20 protein-coding genes, 1 other RNA gene and 1 other annotated feature are annotated in these 21,592 nt (G+C 44.5%); of the genes, 17 read left to right on the top strand and 4 right to left on the bottom strand.

Going from position 1 to position 21,592, the window contains the following annotated elements:
• Window positions 1-17: 17 nt before the first annotated feature.
• From ADIAL_RS08150 to ADIAL_RS08120, 7 genes are all read left to right on the top strand, one after another.
• Window positions 18-692 carry a septum site-determining protein MinC gene (locus ADIAL_RS08150; protein ID WP_034302382.1) on the top strand — a complete coding sequence of 225 codons (675 nt, stop codon included), beginning with the start codon at window positions 18-20 and terminating at the stop codon, window positions 690-692.
• Window positions 693-1,487 (top strand): septum site-determining protein MinD, encoded by a 795-nt coding sequence (gene minD, locus ADIAL_RS08145; RefSeq protein ID WP_034302380.1) that lies wholly within the window; start codon window positions 693-695, stop codon window positions 1,485-1,487.
• Window positions 1,488-1,535: 48 nt separating this feature from the next.
• Window positions 1,536-1,608 (top strand) — a sequence feature (ribosomal protein L21 leader region).
• A 48-nt stretch (window positions 1,609-1,656) separates the two neighbouring features.
• Window positions 1,657-1,968, top strand: coding sequence for a 50S ribosomal protein L21 (rplU, locus tag ADIAL_RS08140; RefSeq protein ID WP_034302377.1), 312 nt, complete (start codon window positions 1,657-1,659; stop codon window positions 1,966-1,968).
• A 24-nt stretch (window positions 1,969-1,992) separates the two neighbouring features.
• Window positions 1,993-2,334: a ribosomal-processing cysteine protease Prp gene (locus tag ADIAL_RS08135; RefSeq protein ID WP_034302375.1), complete on the top strand. Its 342-nt coding sequence runs from the start codon at window positions 1,993-1,995 to the stop codon at window positions 2,332-2,334.
• A 13-nt stretch (window positions 2,335-2,347) separates the two neighbouring features.
• Window positions 2,348-2,635: a 50S ribosomal protein L27 gene (gene rpmA, locus ADIAL_RS08130; RefSeq protein WP_331279803.1), complete on the top strand. Its 288-nt coding sequence runs from the start codon at window positions 2,348-2,350 to the stop codon at window positions 2,633-2,635.
• Between the two features lie 230 nt (window positions 2,636-2,865).
• The gene (locus tag ADIAL_RS08125; RefSeq protein WP_034302371.1) at window positions 2,866-3,876 is read left to right on the top strand and encodes a class I SAM-dependent methyltransferase; all 1,011 of its coding nucleotides are present in this window, start codon (window positions 2,866-2,868) and stop codon (window positions 3,874-3,876) included.
• Between the two features lie 19 nt (window positions 3,877-3,895).
• Complete coding sequence (locus tag ADIAL_RS08120; RefSeq protein WP_034302369.1) at window positions 3,896-5,086, top strand: acetate/propionate family kinase; 1,191 nt, start codon at window positions 3,896-3,898, stop codon at window positions 5,084-5,086.
• A gap of 184 nt (window positions 5,087-5,270) precedes the next feature.
• On the opposite strand, the gene ADIAL_RS08115 is transcribed toward ADIAL_RS08120, so the two are convergent.
• From ADIAL_RS08115 to ADIAL_RS08110, 3 genes are all read right to left on the bottom strand, one after another.
• The gene (locus tag ADIAL_RS08115) at window positions 5,271-5,729 is read right to left on the bottom strand and encodes a universal stress protein (RefSeq protein WP_034302368.1); all 459 of its coding nucleotides are present in this window, start codon (window positions 5,727-5,729) and stop codon (window positions 5,271-5,273) included.
• A gap of 192 nt (window positions 5,730-5,921) precedes the next feature.
• A non-coding RNA gene (gene ssrS / locus ADIAL_RS11250) (6S RNA) lies at window positions 5,922-6,111 on the bottom strand.
• A 63-nt stretch (window positions 6,112-6,174) separates the two neighbouring features.
• Window positions 6,175-7,440 carry a replication-associated recombination protein A gene (locus tag ADIAL_RS08110; RefSeq protein WP_034302366.1) on the bottom strand — a complete coding sequence of 422 codons (1,266 nt, stop codon included), beginning with the start codon at window positions 7,438-7,440 and terminating at the stop codon, window positions 6,175-6,177.
• A gap of 185 nt (window positions 7,441-7,625) precedes the next feature.
• On the opposite strand from ADIAL_RS08110, the gene gshAB reads away from it, so the two are divergent.
• The 5 genes from gshAB (at window position 7,626) to recD2 (ending at window position 15,374) form a co-directional block, all read left to right on the top strand.
• Window positions 7,626-9,887, top strand: coding sequence for a bifunctional glutamate--cysteine ligase GshA/glutathione synthetase GshB (gene gshAB / locus ADIAL_RS08105; RefSeq protein ID WP_034302364.1), 2,262 nt, complete (start codon window positions 7,626-7,628; stop codon window positions 9,885-9,887).
• Window positions 9,888-9,918: 31 nt separating this feature from the next.
• Window positions 9,919-11,073 carry a cysteine desulfurase family protein gene (locus ADIAL_RS08100; RefSeq protein WP_034302363.1) on the top strand — a complete coding sequence of 385 codons (1,155 nt, stop codon included), beginning with the start codon at window positions 9,919-9,921 and terminating at the stop codon, window positions 11,071-11,073.
• Window positions 11,074-11,113: 40 nt separating this feature from the next.
• Window positions 11,114-11,455, top strand: a complete 342-nt coding sequence (locus ADIAL_RS08095) for a hypothetical protein (protein ID WP_034302362.1) — start codon at window positions 11,114-11,116, stop codon at window positions 11,453-11,455.
• A gap of 207 nt (window positions 11,456-11,662) precedes the next feature.
• The gene (mnmA, locus tag ADIAL_RS08090) at window positions 11,663-12,784 is read left to right on the top strand and encodes a tRNA 2-thiouridine(34) synthase MnmA (RefSeq protein ID WP_034302360.1); all 1,122 of its coding nucleotides are present in this window, start codon (window positions 11,663-11,665) and stop codon (window positions 12,782-12,784) included.
• A gap of 160 nt (window positions 12,785-12,944) precedes the next feature.
• Window positions 12,945-15,374, top strand: coding sequence for an SF1B family DNA helicase RecD2 (gene recD2, locus ADIAL_RS08085; RefSeq protein WP_034302358.1), 2,430 nt, complete (start codon window positions 12,945-12,947; stop codon window positions 15,372-15,374).
• 48 nt (window positions 15,375-15,422) lie between these two features.
• Here the strand turns inward: recD2 and ADIAL_RS08080 are convergent, their stop codons facing one another.
• Window positions 15,423-16,337 carry a diacylglycerol/lipid kinase family protein gene (locus ADIAL_RS08080; RefSeq protein WP_034302355.1) on the bottom strand — a complete coding sequence of 305 codons (915 nt, stop codon included), beginning with the start codon at window positions 16,335-16,337 and terminating at the stop codon, window positions 15,423-15,425.
• 171 nt (window positions 16,338-16,508) lie between these two features.
• On the opposite strand from ADIAL_RS08080, the gene ADIAL_RS08075 reads away from it, so the two are divergent.
• The 5 genes from ADIAL_RS08075 (at window position 16,509) to ADIAL_RS08055 (ending at window position 21,512) form a co-directional block, all read left to right on the top strand.
• Complete coding sequence (locus tag ADIAL_RS08075) at window positions 16,509-17,405, top strand: YitT family protein (RefSeq protein WP_034302352.1); 897 nt, start codon at window positions 16,509-16,511, stop codon at window positions 17,403-17,405.
• A gap of 305 nt (window positions 17,406-17,710) precedes the next feature.
• Complete coding sequence (gene alaS, locus ADIAL_RS08070; protein ID WP_034302350.1) at window positions 17,711-20,356, top strand: alanine--tRNA ligase; 2,646 nt, start codon at window positions 17,711-17,713, stop codon at window positions 20,354-20,356.
• A 137-nt stretch (window positions 20,357-20,493) separates the two neighbouring features.
• The gene (locus ADIAL_RS08065; RefSeq protein ID WP_034302348.1) at window positions 20,494-20,751 is read left to right on the top strand and encodes an IreB family regulatory phosphoprotein; all 258 of its coding nucleotides are present in this window, start codon (window positions 20,494-20,496) and stop codon (window positions 20,749-20,751) included.
• Complete coding sequence (ruvX, locus tag ADIAL_RS08060; RefSeq protein WP_034302345.1) at window positions 20,752-21,177, top strand: Holliday junction resolvase RuvX; 426 nt, start codon at window positions 20,752-20,754, stop codon at window positions 21,175-21,177.
• Between the two features lie 14 nt (window positions 21,178-21,191).
• Window positions 21,192-21,512 carry a DUF1292 domain-containing protein gene (locus tag ADIAL_RS08055; protein WP_034302343.1) on the top strand — a complete coding sequence of 107 codons (321 nt, stop codon included), beginning with the start codon at window positions 21,192-21,194 and terminating at the stop codon, window positions 21,510-21,512.
• The last annotated feature ends 80 nt before the right edge of the window (window positions 21,513-21,592 follow it).

Raw genomic sequence — 21,592 nt, 5'->3', positions numbered from 1 at the left:
CAGGGGTGAAAATAATAATGAGTTCAGTGATATTGAAGGGGAGAAAAGAAGGATTTCAGATTATTCTCGAATCGTCAGCTTCATTTGAAACGATTATGGAAGAAATCGAAAAGCTCAAACAGCAGTTAAAAAAAGATACCGAGGCTGGACATGAACTGAAGTTTCACGTAAAAACAGGTAGACGTGATTTTTCACCGGATGAAAAGGATCGAGTCCGGAGGGTGCTAGAAGATGATTTCTTTAAAATTGTTTCTTTCGATGCAGACGTGATTTCAATTGAGAAGGCAGAAGCACTACACCAAAAAGCACGGCCGATGCTTCAGGTCCGAACAGTGAGGAGTGGTCAGATCCTAGATGCCGAGGGAGATCTGCTGCTGGTTGGACAGGTACACCCTGGTGGGACAGTTAGAGCTACTGGCAGTATCTATATTATTGGCGAGCTAAAAGGCATTGCGCATGCCGGTTTCTCTGGAGACGAAAGTGCAATCGTTCTGGCAGACTTTCGTTACAATGCACAAGTAAGAATCGGAGGAAATGTTCACCTCATTGAAAAAACAGAAGAAAAAGCAGAAGAATCCGGTGAAGCTCAGTTTGTCTATGTCAATGACTTACATATCATCGAGATTGCTCCTCTGCATAACTTGAAACAGTTACGACCAGAAATAGCGAATCACTCAGGAGGTTTATTTTAAATGGGAAAAGCAATTGTTGTCACATCAGGTAAAGGTGGCGTAGGGAAAACAACGTCAACTGCAAATATCGGGACGGCCCTGGCGCTGCAGAGCAAGAAGGTCTGCCTGGTGGACATGGACATTGGCCTGCGGAACCTTGACGTTATCCTAGGTCTTGAAAACCGAATCATATATGACATTGTCGACGTGGTCGAAGGGCGGGCAAAACTGCATCAGGCAATCATTAAAGACAAGCGTTTTAATGACCAGCTTTTCTTGCTGCCGGCAGCGCAGCATGCTGACAAAAATGCTATCAATGAAGAGCAGATGATTGAACTGATTGGTGAGTTGAAGAAAGATTACGACTATGTATTGATTGACTGCCCGGCTGGAATCGAACAGGGATTTAAAAACTCAATTGCAGCTGCAGATGATGCTATTCTGGTGACAACACCTGAAATTTCTGCTATCCGTGATGCTGATCGAATTATTGGTCTCATTGAGCAGACGTCTATTCATGCCCCTAAACTGATTATCAACCGAATCCGTAAATCGATGATGCAGCAAGGGGATGTAATGGATATCGATGAAATAACGCGCCATCTTTCAGTGGAGCTTTTAGGTATTATTTTTGAGGATGATGAAGTTGTCCGCTCGTCCAACAAAGGAAATCCAGTTGTTCTGGATCCTGATCATGTATCTTCTCAGGGTTACCGCAATATTGCACGCCGTATCCTAGGGGATACCGTGCCGCTTATGACCTTGAAACCTAAGAAGAAATCTTTCTGGCAGAAGCTTTTTGGCAAAAAGAATTGACGGTTGCGCTTATATTTGATAAGATAGCAATGTTGTATTTGTGTCGCACCACAGCTACAACCGCTCGTAAATAAGTACTGAAGAGCTTCGGCCACTTATAACGGCGAGTCTAAGTGCAAGAATAAAATAGGAACTATTTTATTCATATTTTAAAGGAGGTGCAACAAGTATGTATGCAATCATCAAAACTGGTGGTAAACAATTTAGAGTTGAAGAAGGACAAGATATCTTCGTAGAGAAATTGGACGGAGAAGCAGGCGATACTGTTACATTTGGAGAAGTATTGTTTGTTGGAGGAGACGACACAGTTGTCGGTAGTCCATTTATCGAAGGAGCTTCAGTAGAAGCTAAAATCGAAAAACAAGGACGCGGCAAGAAAGTGACGACTTACAAGTATCGTCGCAGAAAAGACTCTCACACTAAGCAGGGTCACCGTCAGCCTTATACAAAAGTTTCTATCACATCAATCAAATCCAACTAATTCACACAAAGGTGCGTTTCTTGAATGATCAAGGTCACGTTTTTCAAGGAAAATGATAATATTGTTTCGGTCCAGCTGACTGGACATGCTGAATCAGGGCCTTACGGTCATGATATTGTGTGTGCTGCTGTATCTGCACTGAGTATAGGAACAGCTAATAGTCTGATTCAAATTGCCGAAGTTGATCTTGATATCACATCGGATGATGAAGAGGGAGGCTATCTGCTTTTTTCTCTTCCGGAAACCGTCACTCTTGAACAGATGGAAACGGCGCAAATACTGCTGAAAAGTCTGGTACTCTCACTGGAAAGTACCGAGCAGGAGTATGGCAGCTATATCAAGCTGTATTATTCATCTAAAAAGTAATGGAGGTGCAATGATCATGTTGAAAATGAATTTACAATTTTTTGCTACGAAAAAAGGTGGAGGTTCTACGTCCAACGGACGTGATTCTCAATCTAAACGTCTGGGTGCCAAGCGTGGTGACGGACAAGTCGTAAGTGGTGGTTCAATTCTGTACCGTCAAAGAGGAACTAAAATTTACCCGGGCGAAAACGTCGGCCGCGGTGGAGACGATACTCTTTATGCAAAAGTAGACGGGGTTGTCCGTTTCGAGCGTAAAGGAAAGAATAAGAAACAGGTTTCTGTTTATCCAGTAGCCAACTAATTTAAGAGAAAAAGGAATCTTATCAATGGATCTGATTCCTTTTTCTTTTTTTGTGACATTTAACACAAACCCCCTTGCTGGCATACAGACTATAAATCTTGTGAATACACCGGAAATAAGTTAGAATACCAGTAGATGCCTTACAAAGGGTAACAAAAATACTTAATTTCTTTATCCAGTATCTTGTTATGAGTCTGTAACGTGAAATAAAGATGAAAGGATAATTTTTTTTGGACACAACTAAAGTGGAAACATTTTATTCTGCCTTGCTTTCTTCTTCTAAACTAATTCAGGAGGAGCTAGGATCAACTTTCATCGAAGCACTAATCGAAACCGGTGAAAATATGATAGACGGTGGGGTAGTACACGTCGAAAATGGCGTGCCCCGCTCACAAGTTAAGGACCAGTTGGAGACTCTTTATGCCGATTTTGACTACAATGAGCTGTCTCTTGAAGAAAAAAAGCAGGCGATTCAGCTCATTTTGATCAAAGCATCAAAAGAAGACAGCCTGCAGCCTAACCACCAGCCTACACCTGACGGTATCGGTGTGTTAGTCAGCTACTTGGTAGAGCTCTTCAACGCCTTTGATAAGCCCGCTCATATTGCTGACTTATCGGTCGGCTCCGCCAATTTGCTCTATACACTCTACACGAGTCTGAAACGCTCTGGGAAATCAGCTTCTTTTACAGGTGTAGACAATGATGACCTCCTTATTTCACTGGCTTCTACATTGTCAGCTCTCCTTGACATGCCAATAACCCTGTTGCACCAAGATGCCTTGCAGCCTCTTTTGATTGATCCTGTGGATATTATGGTATCTGATCTACCAGTCGGCTACTATCCTCTGGATATTAAAGACAAAGGTTACAGCACTGCGTTTGAGGAAGGCCAGTCATACAGTCATTTTCTTCTGATTGAACAAGGCATGCATTATCTCAAAGAGGATGGTCTCGCGTTTTACTTGTTGCCGACCCATACTTTTGAAACCGAAAACGTTAAAGTGTTATTGTCTTATCTGCAAAATGCAGGCCATGTGCAAGGAATCATTCACCTTCCAACAGAGTGGTTTAAAAATGAACAGTCAAAAAAATCTATCCTGATTACTCAGAAAAAAGGTCCAAAAAGTGTGCAAGCTCAGGAAGTCCTAATAGCCACAGCACCCAGCCTGGTTGATAAAGAAAAATTTAGCACGTTCCTGTCGGATATCCGGCAATGGAAAGATGAACAGGGAATTAAATAATTTTAAAGGAGCAATATAGATGTCAAAAACAATCGCAATTAACGCAGGAAGTTCCAGTCTGAAATGGAAACTTTATACAATGCCACAGGAAGAGGTACTGGCATCCGGTATCGTGGAGAGAATCGGTCTGAACGATTCGATTTTTACGATCAAATACAACGATGGTGAAAAGTTCAAGCAAGTCGTTGACATTGACAACCATGAAGTAGCGGTTGAAATGCTTTTGGAGCAGCTAAAAGAATTGAATATTCTGGCTGACTTTAACGAAATTACAGGCGTTGGTCACCGTGTGGTTGCTGGCGGAGAAATCTTTAAGGACTCTGCCTTAGTGACGGACGAAGTCATCAAGCAAATTGAGGACTTGTCAGAATTCGCGCCCCTGCACAATCCGGCTAATGCAACAGGTATCCGTGCATTCAAAAAAATTCTTCCAGATATTACCAGTGTAGCGGTATTTGACACATCTTTCCACCAAACGATGCCAAAGGTAAATTACCTTTACAGCATTCCGATGGAATACTACGAAAAGCACAATGCCCGTAAGTACGGTGCTCACGGAACAAGTCACAAATTTGTTGCAGAAAGAGCAGCAGAAATGCTCGGTAAACCAATCGAAGACACTAAAATCATTACTTGCCATTTAGGTAACGGCGCGTCTATCACAGCAGTTGACGGTGGTAAATCAGTTGATACCTCAATGGGCTTCACGCCACTTGCGGGTGTCACTATGGGAACTAGATCAGGCGACATTGATCCTTCTTTACTGCCTTTCCTAATGGAAAAAGAGGGAATCAAGACAATCAATGATATGATCTATATTCTCAACAATGAATCTGGTTTGAAGGGATTGTCCGGTATCTCAAGCGATATGAGAGATCTGGAAGATGCAGAGGAAACGAATGAACATGCTGAATTGGCTCTAAGAATATTTGAAGATCGTGTCAAAAAGTATATTGGTTCCTATGCAGCGACTATGAATGGGGTAGATGCCATCGTTTTCACAGCAGGCATTGGAGAAAATGGACCGGAAACTCGTGAAAAAGTCATCGATGGTCTGACGTTTTTAGGTGCTGAAATCGATCGTGAGAAAAACAATGTTCGTGGTAAAGAGCGTGAGATTTCATCAGAAAACTCTAAGGTTAAAGTCTTCTTGATTCCAACTGATGAAGAAGTCATGATTGCCAGAGACGTAGAAAAGTTCCGTAAATAATCAGATGTGATATCAAGTAGCATATAGCTGCCAAAAGCCTCCACTCCCCGCAAAGGGCCGTGGAGGCTTTTGGTTGCAGTAATAAGAAAGAACTGAAAGCAAACATCCCCTAGACAGCTGAACAGTCAGGGGATGTTAGTCATTTACGCTTGGTAAAAATGAGAAAAAACAAAAGCTAAGTAGATCAGCTCAGTTTGTTATCCAGATCGGTTCTTACAATCATAACATCGCACTTAGCCTGTCGAATAACATATTCGGATACTGATCCGACAAAAATGCGTTCGACTGCATTAAGACCCGTTGCACCAAGCATGATAAGATCCACATGTTCAGCCTCCGGAATCTGCTTGGCGATCATGACCTTAGGTGAACCGTACTCAAGAACGATACGAACATCTTCTAGGCCTTCTTTGACTGCATAATCTTTGTACTCGTTCAACGTGTTTTTCGCCTCAACTCGCGCATTATCAGCAATCGACCCATCGAAAGTAGAAAAAGACTGGTAGGCACGGGTATCGATGACATGAGCTAAAACCAGCACCGCATTGTTTCTTTTAGCAACCTCGACTGCCTTCTTGAAAGCTTTCTCGGCTTGGGTGGAGCCGTCGATAGCGACTAAAATTGATTTATATTCCTGCAACATATGAAGCACGTCCTTCCTCTTAATATTAAGTTAATTATACTAAAAATGAAGAAAGAATAGCCAATAGAAGCCTTTACAGATCTGCCGGATGATTATGTGCAGTGTAGCGTCCTAAAAAGAAAGAAAGCCCTGGAGGGGTAATACGTAAAAAGCGCTAAGACAAAAGTCTCAGCGCTGCTTTACAACTAAGTAAAGAAATCCGATGGTGCCGGTAGTATGCCAGTTTAGGTTGAACCCGCTAAAGGCAGGGGGGCTTCACCAGAAAAAAGTCTGACTTCCAAGTGATAAGGCGTGCCATTCTTTTTTCCTTCAGAATCCCATTGTTTTAGTAAAAATGTTCGGTCAACACAGTATGTTGGCATCGCGTACACCTCAGAATTCTTATCCTTATAGTAGCACATGGACTGGGGTTAGTCAATAGGGACCCACTGGTGATGAAACCGGTTTACTTGTTGTCATACTTATCCAACTGTCTAGTCAGAGCTTCCTCGAATTTGGACGTACCGGCTGGAATGTAATAACGTCTGTCTTTTATCAGGTCAGGCAAATACTGCTGTCTGATCCAGTGTTGGTCATGGTCATGAGGGAAACGGTAACCTTTGCCGCTGCCAAGTTGTTCAGCACCTGAATAATGAGTGTCTTTCAGGTGGCTCGGCACTTCACCGACTTTGCCGTCCCGGATATCTTTGAGTGCCTGATCGATAGCAGAAATAGCACTGTTTGATTTGGGTGACAGGCACATTTCGATTACGGCGTTAGCCAGCGGAATGCGGGCTTCCGGCAGCCCAATCTTTTCCGCAGCCTCGACTGCTTGTACGACACGGGAAACACCTGCCGGATTGGCCAGGCCTATATCCTCATATGCTGTTACAATCAGTCTCCGGCAAATCACTTTCAAGTCACCAGCTTCAAGTAAACGGGCTGTGTAGTGCAGCGAGGCATGGACATCGCTACCCCTGATCGACTTCTGCAGAGCCGATATGACGTTATAATGAGCATCACCGTCTTTGTCATGAGTCATTACCTTGCGTTGCAGGCATTCTTCGGCGACTTGCAGGGTGATGTCGATTGAGCCTTCTGCTGTCTTGTCTGTTGACTGAACGGCCAACTCTAAAGCATTCAGTGCACTTCTCAAGTCTCCACCCGTAGCTCTGGAAAAATGGCTGAGGACAATTGACTCTATCTTTACTGGCACTTTACCCAGGCCGTTTTCCTTATCGGACAAAGCTCTTTCTAGAGCACGAGCAATCTGATCTTCTGAAAGTGGTTGGAGTTCAAATATTTGAGATCGGCTGCGAATAGCCGGGTGAATTGATATATAAGGATTTTCGGTTGTCGCCCCAATCAGGACAATCCGGCCGTTCTCCAGATGTGGGAGGAGAAAATCCTGCTTAGGTTTATCCAGTCGATGGACCTCATCCAGTAGAAGAACAACGGTTCCACTTATTTTGGCTTCTTCCACCACGATCTGAAGATCTTTTTTTGTATCTGTTGCAGCATTTAGCATCCGAAAAGCATACTTTGTGGAGCCAGCAATGGCGCTGGCTATACTGGTTTTCCCGATGCCAGGTGGACCGTAGAGGATCATGGAAGACAATTGCCTCGCCTTAACCATTCTCCATATGATTTTTCCTTCACCGACCAGATGCTCCTGTCCGACAATCTGGTCAATCGTCTGGGGGCGCATGCGGTATGCTAGAGGTTTATTCATAAAAGGCTCCTTTCGTGTCTAGTCTGTTTTATCCAACTAAGTATACCACGGCTTGGTATATGAGTGAAGGATTGAGAACGAATGTTTGCTGTACGCAGCTTCTTTTCTCTAGTCGGCATGCGCCCTTTATGATAAGATAGTACTTGATATTAGTAAGTAAATCACAATTATAAGGATAGATTTGAATGAACTTAAAGCAGATGATCAAAGATCGACAATTAGAACCCTACATGCACAAAGGCTCTTTTGGAATTGAAAAAGAAGGTTTGAGGACAACAAGTCAAGGGGAGCTGGCTATGACTGGCCATCCGGAAGGCTTTGGAGATAGAAGTCACCATCCCTATGTGCAAACAGATTTTAGCGAGTCCCAGTTGGAGCTGGTCACGCCCCCTCAGGAATCACTGAACCAGCAATATCAATGGTTGAGTGCCTTGCATGACGTTGTGAACCGGACCATCGATTCGGAAGAGATTGTCTGGCCTTTCAGTATGCCCTGTATACTTCCTGCTGAATCGGACATCCCGATTATCAAGGTCTCTAATCAAGGAGAGATTGAATACCGAAAGCAGCTGGCAGCCAAGTACGGTAAGAAAAAACAGATGATCAGTGGTGTCCATTTCAATTTCTCATTTAGTGAAGCTTTCATCGAGGCCTTTATAAAAGACGCCAGGCAAGAGTCGGAAGCTATTGACCGCTGTAACGCTTTATACCTGAAGATGTCACGAAATTTTCTTAGAAACCAGTGGCTGCTCACTTATTTGTTTGGAGCTTCTCCAGTTAGTCATGCATCTTATTCTTCTGAGGGAGAGGGACGCTATTACCGCAGTATTCGGAATAGTCCAATGGGCTATCACAATGCGTTCAGCAATCGGGTATCTTACCAATCAGTTGAAGGCTATGTAAAAGACATTGAGACACTGGTCACAGAGGATGTGCTTACTGAAGAGCGGGAATACTATGGATCAGCTAGACTGAGAGGGAAAGGCAAAGCGGTAAAAAATCTGATGAAATACGGGACGCGCTATGTGGAATTCCGTTCTTTCGACTTAAATCCATATGAACGGCTGGGCTTTTCGTATGAACAGTCTCTGCTGACCCATCTCTTCTTACTGACAATGGTCTGGATGGATAAAGACAGTTCTAGTGAGGAAATCAAACGCGGAGAAAAAATGAACAGGGAAACAGCTTTAGAGGATCCCTTCAGTTTGTCCGCTTTTAAAGATGAAGGGGCGCAGCTGCTTAATGAAATGCAGAAAACACTAAAGGACTTGAATCTGCCAGCTGCTTATCAGGAGGCGGTTGATTCGGCCAGAGAACAGCTTTTATCTCCAGAAAAAACATTGTCTGCCCGTATCGTAAAGGATTTGGGAAAAGAAGGATCCTTTATACAATTGGGCCTACGCCTGGGAATGAACTATAAGGAGCATGCTTTTGAAAAGCCCTTTTTACTGACCGGCTTTGAGGATATGGAGATGAGTACTCAGCTACTGCTGTCTGATGCGCTAAAATCGGGGCTTGAGACGACAGTACTGGATGTCTCAGATCAGTTCCTTAAATTTGAGTACATGGGGAAAGTCGAGTATGTGAAAAACGGCAACATGACTTCCCATGATAGTACAATTTCCCATTGGATCATGGCCAATAAGACAGTCACCAAAAATATATTGAAAAGAGCAGGCTATCAGGTGCCAAGAGGGGAAGAATTCGCTTCAGTTGAATCCGCATTGAGCCAGTATCCTCTGTTCAATAGCCGACCTGTGGTAGTTAAACCAAAAACGACTAACTACGGCTTGGGTATCTCAATTTTCCGGCAGCCGCCGACTTACAGTAATTATGCGGAAGCTTGTCGTCTGGCTTTTGAAGAGGACGGCAGTATTTTGGTTGAAGATTATATTGAAGGCACAGAATACCGTTTTGTCGTTATAGACGACAAAGTGGAAGCTGTGCTTCTGCGTGAACCGGCCAATGTTATTGGAGACGGTAGCCGAACCGTAGCAGAATTGATTCAGGAAAAAAATAGTCACCCTTACCGGGGAGAAAAACATCGAGCCCCACTCGAGAAAATAAAAATGGGCGAGATCGAACAGCTTATGCTCAAAGAACAGGGATTCCAATTTGATAGTGTACTGGAAAAAGGGCAGCGTGTCTTTTTAAGAGAAAATTCCAACATCTCAACTGGTGGAGATTCGACTGATATGACGGACACCATGCATGAATCTTATAAGCAGGCTGCGGTAGAGATGGCACAAGCTTTAGGAGTCAAAGTGACCGGGCTTGACCTAATCATTCCTGATATTACTCAACCAAGTACAGAAGAGAAACCGGGATATGTCACCATAGAGGCCAATTTTAATCCGGCCATGCATATGCATGCGTTCGTTCAGAAGGGGACAGGCCGTAATCTGACTGAAAAAGTGATTCGAATGCTGTATCCCTCTATCAAATGAACTTTCAGCAAGAAAGGATTGAATATGTAAGATGAAAGAGTTTATTTATCTTGACCATGCGGCAACGACTCCCATGCACCCGTCTGTCATTGACAAAATGACCGAAGCCATGCAAAATGCTTACGGTAATGCATCCAGTGTTCATCAGCTGGGAAGAAGGAGCAAGGGACTGCTTGAAGAAGCCCGTCAGGTCTTTGCCAGTAGTATAAATGCCCATCCAACTGAAATTGTCATGACTAGCGGTGGAACGGAAAGCGACAATATGGCTATTCTCAAAACCGCTGAAACATGCGCTGCTCAGGGTAAACATGTTATTACTACAAGCATAGAGCACCCTGCTGTCAAAGAACCCATCAGTGAGCTAGAAGCCAGAGGGTTTGAGATTACTGTGCTGCCTGTAAATCAGGAAGGTCGGATATCAGTCCAGCAAGTAATAGAAGCTCTCCGTCCCGATACGATTCTGGTATCGGTCATATATGGGAATAATGAAATCGGAAGCCTGATGCCGATCACTGAGATCGGACAGTATCTCAAGACGCTGGATCATCAGGTCATCTTTCACACAGATGCAGTTCAGGCCTATGGGACCGAAGTCATCGATGTAAAAGAGCAGGGAATCGATCTGCTTTCCGTTTCCTCGCACAAAATCAACGGACCGAAAGGTGTCGGTTTCCTTTATGTAAATCGTAAACTTAGTCTGCCCGCTATGATGACGGGCGGTGAACAGGAAAGCAGACGAAGGGCTGGAACTGAAAATATTCCGGGTATACTTGGGTTTCAGGAAGCAGTTAAAATCAGGATGCAGGAGAAAAATAATGTAAGAGCTGCTTATCAGGATTTAAAGGATAATTTCCTTAAAGAAATGGATAACTCCAGCATTGAGTATGCAGTCAATGGCTCTTTGGACCACAGTCTGCCGCATATTTTGAGCGTGCACATTAAAGGCGTTCAAGCGGAAAAGCTGCTGATCCACCTTGATTTGGCCCATGTGGCTGTGTCTACCGGTTCTGCATGCTCGGCCGGAAATGTTGATCCGAGCCCGGTACTGGAAGCCTTGCATGGCCAAGGCCATCCGGCAGTAGCAGAAACGCTTCGCTTTAGTTTCGGGTACGGCCTGACTCGTGAGCAGGTGGTGTCAGTTGTTTTGATCCTTGAAAAAGCAGTTGCTTTTTTGAAAGAAAAATAAAATAATAGAGACAGCAAGTATTTCAGAGAGGATGACAGATATGACTACCTATGCAAAAGATGCCTTGCCCGGAGGTAAAGACTATTATAAAGTAAATCCGGAAGCAAAACGCTACACTTTGAGAGACAATGGGTTTACGGAAAGCAAAAATGGGTCGTTTCACTATGAGAGAATCTTAAGCATGCACTCGGGAGATAAGACAGCTCCTAGGCTGAAAATTATCATTTCTAGGGCAATCGATGAACTAAAGCTGTCAACTGTGACGGCTAATGGGCTGAAGAAAATCGACCTCTACAAGTCTGAACAGCTGACTGAAGAAAAGCAATTTGCAGAGAATATTATACAAACGCTCGTGGAAGGTAATGTCCTGATCCAAGCCTGAATAATCAGCCCTTTTCTGTTCTGCAGAGGAGGGCTAATCTGTGTTGCTCGGAGTCTGAAAAAGAGTCCCTATTTCTTTAAGAAAATGCTAAAATAAGCTGACAGACCTTGATTTCTTCCCTTTTGTAAGTATAATGAAACAGACTGGAAACTTACGAACCTTCAATTCGTGCAAGTGTACAGAATATGATGAAATGATGGTGAAGTGATGACAAATGCAAAACCGAGAGTGGTTGTCGGCATGAGTGGAGGAGTGGATTCTTCCGTAACCGCACTGCTTTTAAAAAAACAGGGCTACGACGTAGTGGGTGTCTTTATGAAAAACTGGGACGACACCGACGAGAATGGTGTCTGTACAGCTACAGAAGACTACAAAGATGTGGCTCTGGTAGCCAACAAAATAGGGATTCCTTATTATTCGATCAATTTTGAGAAGGAATACTGGGATAAAGTTTTTTCCTATTTTTTGGAAGAATATAAAAACGGACGCACACCCAATCCGGATGTTATGTGTAACAAGGAAATCAAGTTTAAGGCTTTCCTAGATTATGCGCTGAGTCTTGGGGCCGAGTATGTAGCCACCGGACACTACGCTCGGATTCAAAGGGATACTGATGGTACTGCGCACCTGCTGAGAGGAATCGACAGCAATAAGGATCAGACTTACTTTTTGAACCAGCTTTCTCAGGAACAACTGGCCAAGGTCATGTTTCCACTAGGGGAAATGGATAAAAGTGAAGTCAGAAAGATAGCCGAAGAGGCGGATTTGGCTACTGCCCGAAAAAAGGATTCCACTGGTATTTGCTTTATCGGTGAAAAGGACTTCAAGCAGTTTTTGATGAACTATCTTCCCGCCCAGCCTGGTTCTATGGTGACGGAAGAAGGGGAAGTTATGGGACAGCATGAGGGCCTGATGTATTACACTATCGGACAGAGAAAAGGTCTAGGGATAGGTGGGAACGGTACATCAAATGAACCCTGGTTTGTGATTGGTAAAAATCTGGAGCGAAATGAGCTGATTGTCGGCCAGGGATTTACCCATCCTCATTTGTATGCCACCCACTTGAACGCAAGTCAGTTTACATTTACCACACGGGTCGACCGTCCGGAAACTTTCAAATGTACAGCCAAGTTCCGTTACCGTCAGCAGGATGTCGGTGTAACCGTTCAGCTTAACAGGGAAGATAAGACGGCAACAGTCATATTTGATGAACCAGCACGCGCCATAACGCCGGGGCAAGCCATCGTTTTATATGAGGGGGAAGAATGCATCGGCGGTGGCATCATCGATCAAGCCTATCAGGCAGAAGAGCTGCTGCAGTACGTGTGATAAAATAGTGAGGTTAAAGCATTAGCTCAAGATAGAGTCTTCTACCTTGGGCTTTTTACTTTAAAGGCTCGTGTGAAACTGGGTCTACATAAGTGCCAAAGGGAAAAAGTTGCTGCTTGTGTGTCGAGGCAGCTAAACTGAAGACAAAGGGGGACAAAAGATGGAAGACATTCAGGAACAGCCAAAGGAGAGTTATGTCGTCGGAGAAGTGTTGGCGGTCTATTACTCCAATCCCTCTAATTTTTATAAAGTCCTACTGGTCAAGATCGAAGAGGCCGACCGCAAAATCGGTGAAAAACAGGTCGTCATTACGGGAAGTTTTGGCCAGATGCAAGAGGGCGATCAGTATCGTTATATCGGTAAGTGGACAGAGCACCCTAAGTACGGAATGCAGTTCCAAGCAAGCAAGTATTTAAAGGAAAAACCGTCCAGTGCCCAAGCGATTGTAACCTACCTGTCTAGTCCAAGATTTAAGGGGATAGGTAAAAAGACAGCTCAGGCTGTTGTCGATCAGCTTGGAACAGGCTGTATTGATCAGATTTTAAAAGACGGTTCCGTTTTAGATGCTGTCCCAGGGATGAACAGCAAAAAAAGAGAACAGTTAACGACTGTACTGGAAAAAGAGCAGGGAATGCAAAAAATCATTATTACCCTAAATGATTTGGGCTTATCAAATAAACTGGCTTACAAAGTATACCAGAGATTTGAAGGCCAGACGCTGCAAACTATCCAGACGAATCCTTATGTGCTGATTGAGGAAATAGAAGGCATTGGCTTCAGCCGGGCGGATGCCATTGCAGACGAAATGGGTATAGAAGGAGATGCCTTTAAAAGAATCAAGGCAGGTATTTTGTATACGCTTGAAGAAAAAACGATGAAAAGTGGAGATACTTATGTGTCTGCCGATTATTTACTGCACCACAGCATCAGTCTGCTGGAAAAGAGCCGTCCATTTCTGATTGACCCTCAAAAAGTAGCCGATTGTATTATTGAATTAGTAGATGATCAAGCGATTGTTAAAGATGAAGAGCGTTTCTACTTACCCTCCTTATATGTTTCAGAATGGGGAATAGCTAATGCTTTTGACCGTCTGCTTACCGCTGCTAGCGCAGGGGAGCATACAGCCAAGGCCATTGACCGCAGTATAAAGAACTTTGAAAAAAGGCGGGGGATCATCCTGGGCAAGTCTCAAAAGCAGGCCGTCCGGCAGGCGATTCAGTCCCCGTTGTTTATTCTTACTGGAGGCCCGGGGACGGGTAAGACGACAGTTCTAGAAGTCATTGTGTCAGTCTATGCAGAATTGCATGACATGAGCCTGGACCCGCATGCCTATAGTGACGAACCTTTTCCTGTTCTGCTGGCGGCACCAACTGGACGGGCGGCCAAACGCATGAAGGAAACGACGGGCCTTCCAGCTTCGACAATCCATCGTCTATTAGGACTGACCGGTTCAGATGATGACGAAGAGCTCCAGGAAACAGAAAAAATACTCAAAGGCTCCATGCTGATTATTGATGAGATGTCCATGGTTGATACTTGGCTGGCTTATCAGCTTTTAAAGGCTGTTCCTGATGGAATGAAAGTCATCATGGTCGGAGACAAAGACCAGTTGCCCTCTGTTGGGCCAGGACAGGTTTTGAGAGATATGCTGCATAGTAAAGTTCTGCCGAGTCAGGAATTAACTGATATATTCCGCCAGGGAGACGGGTCGTCCATCATCAGCCTGGCTCATGAAATCAAAAAAGGAAGTCTGCCTGAAGATTTTGGCGATAAAAAAAAGGACCGCAATTTCTTTTCCTGCAGTACCCAGAAAGTACAGGACGTCATGGCCCTGCTTGTTAGTAAAGCAATCGAAAGAGGTTATTCGGCGCAGTCTATCCAAGTCCTGGCACCTATATACAAGGGGCCGGCTGGAATAAACGAATTAAATAAGCTGCTTCAGAATTTATTTAATCCTCCGGGAGAAAAGAAGAAAGAAGTCAAGATGATGGAAGATGTTTACCGGATTGGAGATAAAGTGCTACAGCTAATTAATGATCCTGAACGGGATGTATTCAATGGAGACATGGGCTATATCGTCGGAATTATTTCTGCCAAAGCATCTGAACTGAATACGGAAGAACTGGTTATCGATTTTGATGGTACAGAAGTGACTTACCCGAGAAACGAATGGAATAAGATCACTCTGTCTTACTGTTGTTCAGTCCACAAATCTCAGGGAAGTGAATACGACATGGTCATCCTTCCTTTAGTATTCGGCTACGGACGCATGCTCAAACGTGATATTGTATATACGGCCATTACCAGGGCCAGTAAAACACTGATTTTATGTGGTGAAGCACAAGCATTTGAAAAAAGTATTACCGATCATGCTATCTACAGGAAAACGTCTTTGACGCTGAGGCTAGAGACACTTGAAGGTGAAGAAATCCAAGTAAAGGAAAAGAATGAAAGCAGCGTCAGCCAGTCCGCAGTTTTGATGGAGGGCTCCATCAAAGCTGCGGCCCAAAAGAAGCAACAGTTTATTCTTACTCCTGAGCTCGTAGAGTCAAAACAGATTGATCCTATGATTGGTATGGACAGAAAATAGGAAAAAGGGATCAGCTGAACGGTAGTTTCCGTTCAGCCTGGTCCCTTTTTAAAGCCAGAATAGCTGGCGAAGAGTTTTAACCTGTATCTGTGAAACATTTTTTTTAATTAGTTCACCATCCCGTTGTCCATACTGAGGGGGATCTATATGCAGGCTACAGGAACTGACCCTGTAGCTGTGCAGCTTTGGGTGATTAAGGTGGCTTTCTTTAGTCAGCAGCTTGTAAAGGATGTGCAGAAGTTGGACAAAGGTTACTTTTTCAGCCACAACAATATCCAGCAAGCCGTCTGCTGGATCGGCAAGCGGCTGAATGGGAATTCCCCCACCAAAAAACTTATGGTTACAGCAGACCACCAGCAGGGCGTCTTCGAAATAATACGTATCCGTATTTGTCTTGAGAGTAAGAGAAAAGGACTGCTGTTCAAAAAAGGCCGACAGAACGGACAACAGGTAGGCAAATTTTCCTGTATGCTGTTTTTTTTGATTTTCTTCCAGCTTACGGATGACCATGCCGTCGACACCAAAGCCGAAGCTGTTCACGGCAGAAAATGATGCAGCATCTGAGGAGTAGAAGAGAACATCCAGCTCAACGGGCGCAGACTTAAGCAAAATACGCTTAAGGGTCATCTCGATTGAGCGAGACAAATCGTGGGAGCGTGCAAAGTCATTTCCTGAACCTGTAGGGATATAGGATACTGGACGTCTGACTAAAGAAGTGATCACACCATTGATGACTTCATTGAGGGTCCCGTCACCTCCAACTGCAATCAACAGAGAAGTGGGACTGTATTCTTTCGAGAGGACTTCTGCGAGTTCAGCTGCATGGCCTGGATACTCGGTCCGGTAAATACCGTATGTATAGTTGTAGGCCTTCATAAGTTTCCTTAGTGTTCTGACTACTTGCCTGCCTCTTCGTGAATGTTCATTGACAATAAAGACTAGGTGAGAAAAAACGTCTTCCATCCGGGACACCGCCTCATACATATATATGAACAGTATACGATAAAAGATTCGAAAAGAAAGCTTAAATATGTATATAAGTGGTTGTAAAGCCGAATCACTTAATGTTAAAATAGCCGAGTTGTAGCTTTAGAGCCTGAAAAACACCAAATCATACACTCAAGGAGGAAGAATATGTTAAGAGTAGCAAAGAGATATACATTAAATGCGGTGGACTATGTTTATATTGTCTTTGGGTCATTTTTGGCGGCCCTATCTTTCCAAGTGTTTCTGCTTCCCAACACCATTGTATCCGGTGGTGTATCCGGCCTCTCGATTGCAGCCAATGCTATGTTTGGCTGGAGCCCGGCTTTGTTTCAGTATGCGCTGAATATTCCTCTGCTCATTCTCTGCTTTGCCTTGTTGGGTAAGGCTGCCGGGTACAAAACGATTCTCGGCAGTCTGCTGATTCCGTTCTTCCTTCTCTTTATGCAGGATCTGCCAGGGGCCACGTCTGATCCTCTCCTGGCCGCTTTATTCGGCGGAGGAGTGACCGGTCTGGGTATCGGTATTGTTTTCCGAGCCAAAGCTTCTACTGGCGGAACCAGCATTCTGGTCCAGCTGATGTATCAGTTTTTGCACGTTCAGCTGGGTTTGAGCACTATTGCTGTTGACGGACTAGTAATCATGATTGCCTTGCTAGCCTTTGATGTGGAAACAGTCATGTACTCGCTGATTGCCCTCTTCATTGTTTCCCGAACAATCGACCTGGTTCAGCTCGGTTTTCACCGAAATAAAAATGTGCTTATCATATCTGACAGTCCAGAAGACATCAGAAGGGAAATTCTGCATACTATGGAGCGCGGAGTCACTAATCTGGGCATTCGAGGCGGTTACGGTCAGACGGATAAAGATATGCTGATGGTGGTCATTCAAGAGCGTGAATTTACTTTGCTTAAAGAGGTAATCTTAAAGGCCGATTCGGACGCTTTTGTAGTGGCTATGCCGGCAAGTGAAGTATTGGGAAGAGGATTTTCACTTGAAAAATACTTCCCAACACATGAAACTGACTGGACAGATGAGGAGGCATAAAACCGCCTGATTTCAGCTGAAATGATTGACGGGCTGGCTCAACTGCGCTATACTTTAGCAGTAAAGAAGGACATGTTAAAGTTAATCAGAGAGATGCTCACTTGGTGAGAGAGCATCAGCCCCCTTTAGCGCTCCCTTCTGGCTAGCACGGGAAACTGTGCCGTTTTCCTGGCGTTAACAGGACTGAAGAGGTAATGACTGGCCGAACCGGTCATTGCAAACAAGGTGGTACCGCGTGCTGACGTCCTTGTGTGCAATGACTGGGTTCGGTTTTTTTGCGTAAAAAATAGAAGAGGATGATCGATATGAAAAAACTGACCAGTGCTGAACTTAGACAAATGTATCTGGATTTTTTTGAAAGCAAAGGCCATAAAATTGAAAAAAGCGCTTCTCTGGTACCTGTGGAAGATCCGTCTCTGCTCTGGGTCAATTCCGGTGTAGCAACGATGAAAAAGTATTTTGACGGAACGGTCAAGCCTGACAATCCCCGTATCGCTAGCTCACAGAAAAGTATTCGGACCAATGATATTGAGAATGTAGGAGTGACTGCAAGACACCACACCTTGTTTGAGATGCTTGGGAACTTTTCTATCGGAGATTATTTCAAGAAAGAAGCGATTGAATGGGCCTGGGAGTTCATGACCGGAAAAGACTGGATGGCTCTTGATCCTAAAAAGCTCTATGTCACTATTTATCCCGACGACGAAGAAGCCTATACCATTTGGAAAGATGAGGTGGGCCTGGACGACAGCCACATCATACGGGAAAAAGGAAACTTCTGGGATATTGGCGAAGGACCCTGCGGGCCGAACTCGGAAATCTTTTACGACCGTGGGGAGGAGTATAATGACCTGCCTGAAGGTCATGAAGAAAATTATCCGGGTGGAGAAAATGAACGCTGGCTTGAAGTCTGGAACCTTGTATTCTCTCAATTCAATCACAAGCCAGGCAGTGTCTACGACCCGCTTCCCAATAAAAATATCGATACAGGAATGGGTCTGGAACGGATGCTGTCGATTCTTCAGGATGCACCGACAAACTTTGAAACAGATTTATTCCTGCCGATTATCGAGCAGGTTGAGAAACTGTCAGGTCAGACATACGGGGACAAGCAGGAGGAGAAGGTCAGCTTTAAAGTGATTGCTGATCATATCCGGGCGCTAGCATTTGCTATCAGTGACGGTGCACTGCCGTCAAATGAAGGACGGGGCTATGTACTAAGAAGACTACTGAGAAGAAGTGTCATGCATGGACGTAGGCTATCGATTCAAAAGCCCTTCCTGTCAGAATGTGTACCGGTCGTAGCTGAAATTATGTCTGAGCACTATCCTGAAATCCGAAAGAACATTAGCTTTATCTCAAAAGTAATTACTAACGAAGAAGAACGCTTTTTAGAAACCCTGGCTGCGGGACTTGACCGGGTCAACGAACTTGTCGAACAACTGAAAGCTGAATCTCAGACGACCCTTAACGGCAAAGATGTATTTCAACTTTATGATACATTCGGTTTCCCAGTTGAGCTGACAGAGGAAGTCGTAAGTCAGGAAGCTATCACCATAGACTATGCCGGTTTTGAAACTGAAATGTCCAAGCAGAGAGAAAGAGCCCGTGCCGCACGCCAAGCTGAAGGTTCAATGGCCGTACAGTCGTCACTGTTAAGCGACATAAAAACAGCCAGCAGCTTTGTCGGATATAGCACAGATGAAACAGAAAGCAAGCTGGTGAAAATTATTAAAGCAGACGCTTTTGTCGAACAGGCAACTTCAGATGACTCGGTGAAGCTTCTCTTTGCCGAATCTCCATTTTATCCTGAAAAAGGAGGACAAGTGGGGGATAGCGGTCTAATTTTGGACAAAGACGAGACAGTTTTGGCTGAAGTGTCAAACGTCAAGTCTGGACCGGAAGGCCAGCCGATTCATGAAGCGGTCGTCCGAAAGACGATTTCTGAGGGACAGAGCTGCAAGCTGGTCATCGATAAAAAGCGTCGGCGATTGATCGAGCGAAATCACACGGCGACCCACTTGCTTCATCAGGCCCTCAAAGATGTACTGGGCGATCATGCTAAGCAGGCAGGATCTTTGGTTGAGCAGGATCATCTAAGGTTTGACTTTACGCACTTTGGTCAGGTTACACCTGACGAACTTCAAGAAATGGAACAGCAGGTCAATGCAAGGATACAGGAAAACCTTAAGGTAACGACCATTGAAACAACACTTGATGAAGCGAAAAAACTCGGAGCGATGGCCCTGTTTGGTGAAAAGTATGGCAACAAGGTCAGAGTCGTTATGATCGGCGATTATTCCAAAGAGCTCTGCGGAGGCACACATATTGAAAGCACATCAGAAATCGGTCTATTCAAAGTGATTTCAGAAGCGGGGATCGGAGCAGGCACCAGACGGATCACCGCCGTAACCAGCGAGGGAGCTTTCCAGTGGATGGAAGAGCAGCTTAGAATCCTCAAAGATGCGTCCGGCCTGATGAAGGTCCAGTCTGCAAAAGAAATTCCTAACCGAATCCAGGCCCTTCAAAGAGAGCTCAAAGAAGTGAATCAGGTCAATGAGTCACTGCATGCCAAACTGGCTAATGCTCAGGCCGATGATGTTTTCCAAAAAGTGGATACAGTGAAGAACCTTTCCTTTATTGCTGAAGAAATTAAAGCAAAGGACATGGGACAGCTCCGTCAGCTGGCTGACAAGTGGAAACAGGAAGCTTACTCTGATATGCTGGTATTGGGTCTGAGACAGGAAGACAAAGTCAACTTAATTGTAGCCCTGAACGATACAGCTATTCAGGCTGGCTTGAAAGCCGGAGATCTGATTAAGCATATTTCTCCTTATGTTAAAGGTGGCGGTGGCGGACGTCCAGACTTTGCCCAAGCAGGCGGGAAAAAACCTGAAGGTTTGCCTGAAGCGCTAAAAGCAGTTGCAACATGGATCGAAAGTCAGCTTTAAAGAAGAGGATGGACCCGGCTGAAATCATCTGCAGATTCCGTTGTGCTTTGACTGGATTTCTAGTAAAATAGTATCATGCATAAACTGAGTTGTTAGGACTTAAGTTTTGTTCGGAAAAGTATGGAGGGAACTGAATTATGACTTCAAATGACCATACCGTTCGATTCAATGTGGAAAACATGGACGAACACAGTGTTCAGGAAACGCTAAAGATTGTTTACAAGGCACTCGAGGAGAAAGGATATAATCCGATCAATCAGATTGTAGGCTATCTATTGTCTGGAGATCCGGCCTATATCCCCCGTCATCACGATGCCCGCAATCTGATCAAGAGACATGAACGGGACGAGATTCTCGAAGAGCTGGTCACACATTATTTGAAGAGTGAGAGCTGAATGCGAGTCATGGGGCTCGATGTTGGATCCAGAACAGTCGGTGTAGCTGTCAGTGATCTCTTTGGCTGGACAGCTCAGGGCATTGAAACGGTCCGGATAAACGAAGAGAAAAAGGAGCTGGGGCTTGAACGCCTCAGCGAGCTGATCAGCGAATATGGAGTCGAATCGATTGTTGTCGGACTGCCTAAAAACATGGATGGATCCATTGGTGAACGGGCAGAACGGTCGCTTTATTATGGTGAAAAGCTAAAAGAGCGGTTTGCGTTGCCGGTCTATTTTCAGGATGAGCGCCTGACGACGATGCAAGCAGAAAGAATGCTAATCGAAGAGGGCAATACATCCAGAAAGAAACGAAAAAAAGTGATCGATAAGCTGGCTGCCGTGATGATCCTACAAAATTATTTGGATCGGCAGTCGAGCAATTAAAGGAGGCAGTAATAATGACAAATGACCATAATCACGACCATGAACATGACCACGACCATGAGTACATTACGCTCATTGACGAGGAAGGTAATGAGGAACTGTATGAGATCCTCTTCACCTTTGACTCTGAAGACTTCGACAAGTCTTACGTGCTTGTGTTTCCTTCCGGTAGTGAAGAAGGAGAAGAAGTTGAGCTTTCAGCTTTCTCCTACACACAAGCAGATGGTGGCCTCGAAGGCACTTTGAGTGCCATCGAGACTGATGAAGAGTGGGAAATGATTGAAGAAGTGCTGAACACGTTCATTAGTGACGAAGAAGCAGAAGAAGCAGAATAAGTGAGTAAGTCAAAGGGCGGAAGAATCTTCCGTCTTTTTTTTGCGGCCTTAGTATTCAACTGAAAACGGGTCCAGGATGT

Origin of the sequence: Alkalibacterium sp. AK22, from assembly GCF_000585255.1 — a bacterium.
Lineage (GTDB): Bacteria > Bacillota > Bacilli > Lactobacillales > Carnobacteriaceae_A > Alkalibacterium.
This window is presented reverse-complemented; position numbering and strand designations above follow the sequence as displayed.

Coding starts and splice junctions, on each gene's coding strand:
- ADIAL_RS08150 (WP_034302382.1), top strand. CDS start 18: ATGAGTTCAGTGATATTGAAGGGGAGAAAAGAAGGATTTCAGATTATT.
- minD (WP_034302380.1), top strand. CDS start 693: ATGGGAAAAGCAATTGTTGTCACATCAGGTAAAGGTGGCGTAGGGAAA.
- rplU (WP_034302377.1), top strand. CDS start 1,657: ATGTATGCAATCATCAAAACTGGTGGTAAACAATTTAGAGTTGAAGAA.
- ADIAL_RS08135 (WP_034302375.1), top strand. CDS start 1,993: ATGATCAAGGTCACGTTTTTCAAGGAAAATGATAATATTGTTTCGGTC.
- ADIAL_RS08120 (WP_034302369.1), top strand. CDS start 3,896: ATGTCAAAAACAATCGCAATTAACGCAGGAAGTTCCAGTCTGAAATGG.
- ADIAL_RS08115 (WP_034302368.1), bottom strand. CDS start 5,729: ATGTTGCAGGAATATAAATCAATTTTAGTCGCTATCGACGGCTCCACC.
- ADIAL_RS08110 (WP_034302366.1), bottom strand. CDS start 7,440: ATGAATAAACCTCTAGCATACCGCATGCGCCCCCAGACGATTGACCAG.
- gshAB (WP_034302364.1), top strand. CDS start 7,626: ATGAACTTAAAGCAGATGATCAAAGATCGACAATTAGAACCCTACATG.
- ADIAL_RS08100 (WP_034302363.1), top strand. CDS start 9,919: ATGAAAGAGTTTATTTATCTTGACCATGCGGCAACGACTCCCATGCAC.
- ADIAL_RS08095 (WP_034302362.1), top strand. CDS start 11,114: ATGACTACCTATGCAAAAGATGCCTTGCCCGGAGGTAAAGACTATTAT.
- mnmA (WP_034302360.1), top strand. CDS start 11,663: ATGACAAATGCAAAACCGAGAGTGGTTGTCGGCATGAGTGGAGGAGTG.
- recD2 (WP_034302358.1), top strand. CDS start 12,945: ATGGAAGACATTCAGGAACAGCCAAAGGAGAGTTATGTCGTCGGAGAA.
- ADIAL_RS08080 (WP_034302355.1), bottom strand. CDS start 16,337: ATGGAAGACGTTTTTTCTCACCTAGTCTTTATTGTCAATGAACATTCA.
- ADIAL_RS08075 (WP_034302352.1), top strand. CDS start 16,509: ATGTTAAGAGTAGCAAAGAGATATACATTAAATGCGGTGGACTATGTT.
- alaS (WP_034302350.1), top strand. CDS start 17,711: ATGAAAAAACTGACCAGTGCTGAACTTAGACAAATGTATCTGGATTTT.
- ADIAL_RS08065 (WP_034302348.1), top strand. CDS start 20,494: ATGACTTCAAATGACCATACCGTTCGATTCAATGTGGAAAACATGGAC.
- ruvX (WP_034302345.1), top strand. CDS start 20,752: ATGCGAGTCATGGGGCTCGATGTTGGATCCAGAACAGTCGGTGTAGCT.
- ADIAL_RS08055 (WP_034302343.1), top strand. CDS start 21,192: ATGACAAATGACCATAATCACGACCATGAACATGACCACGACCATGAG.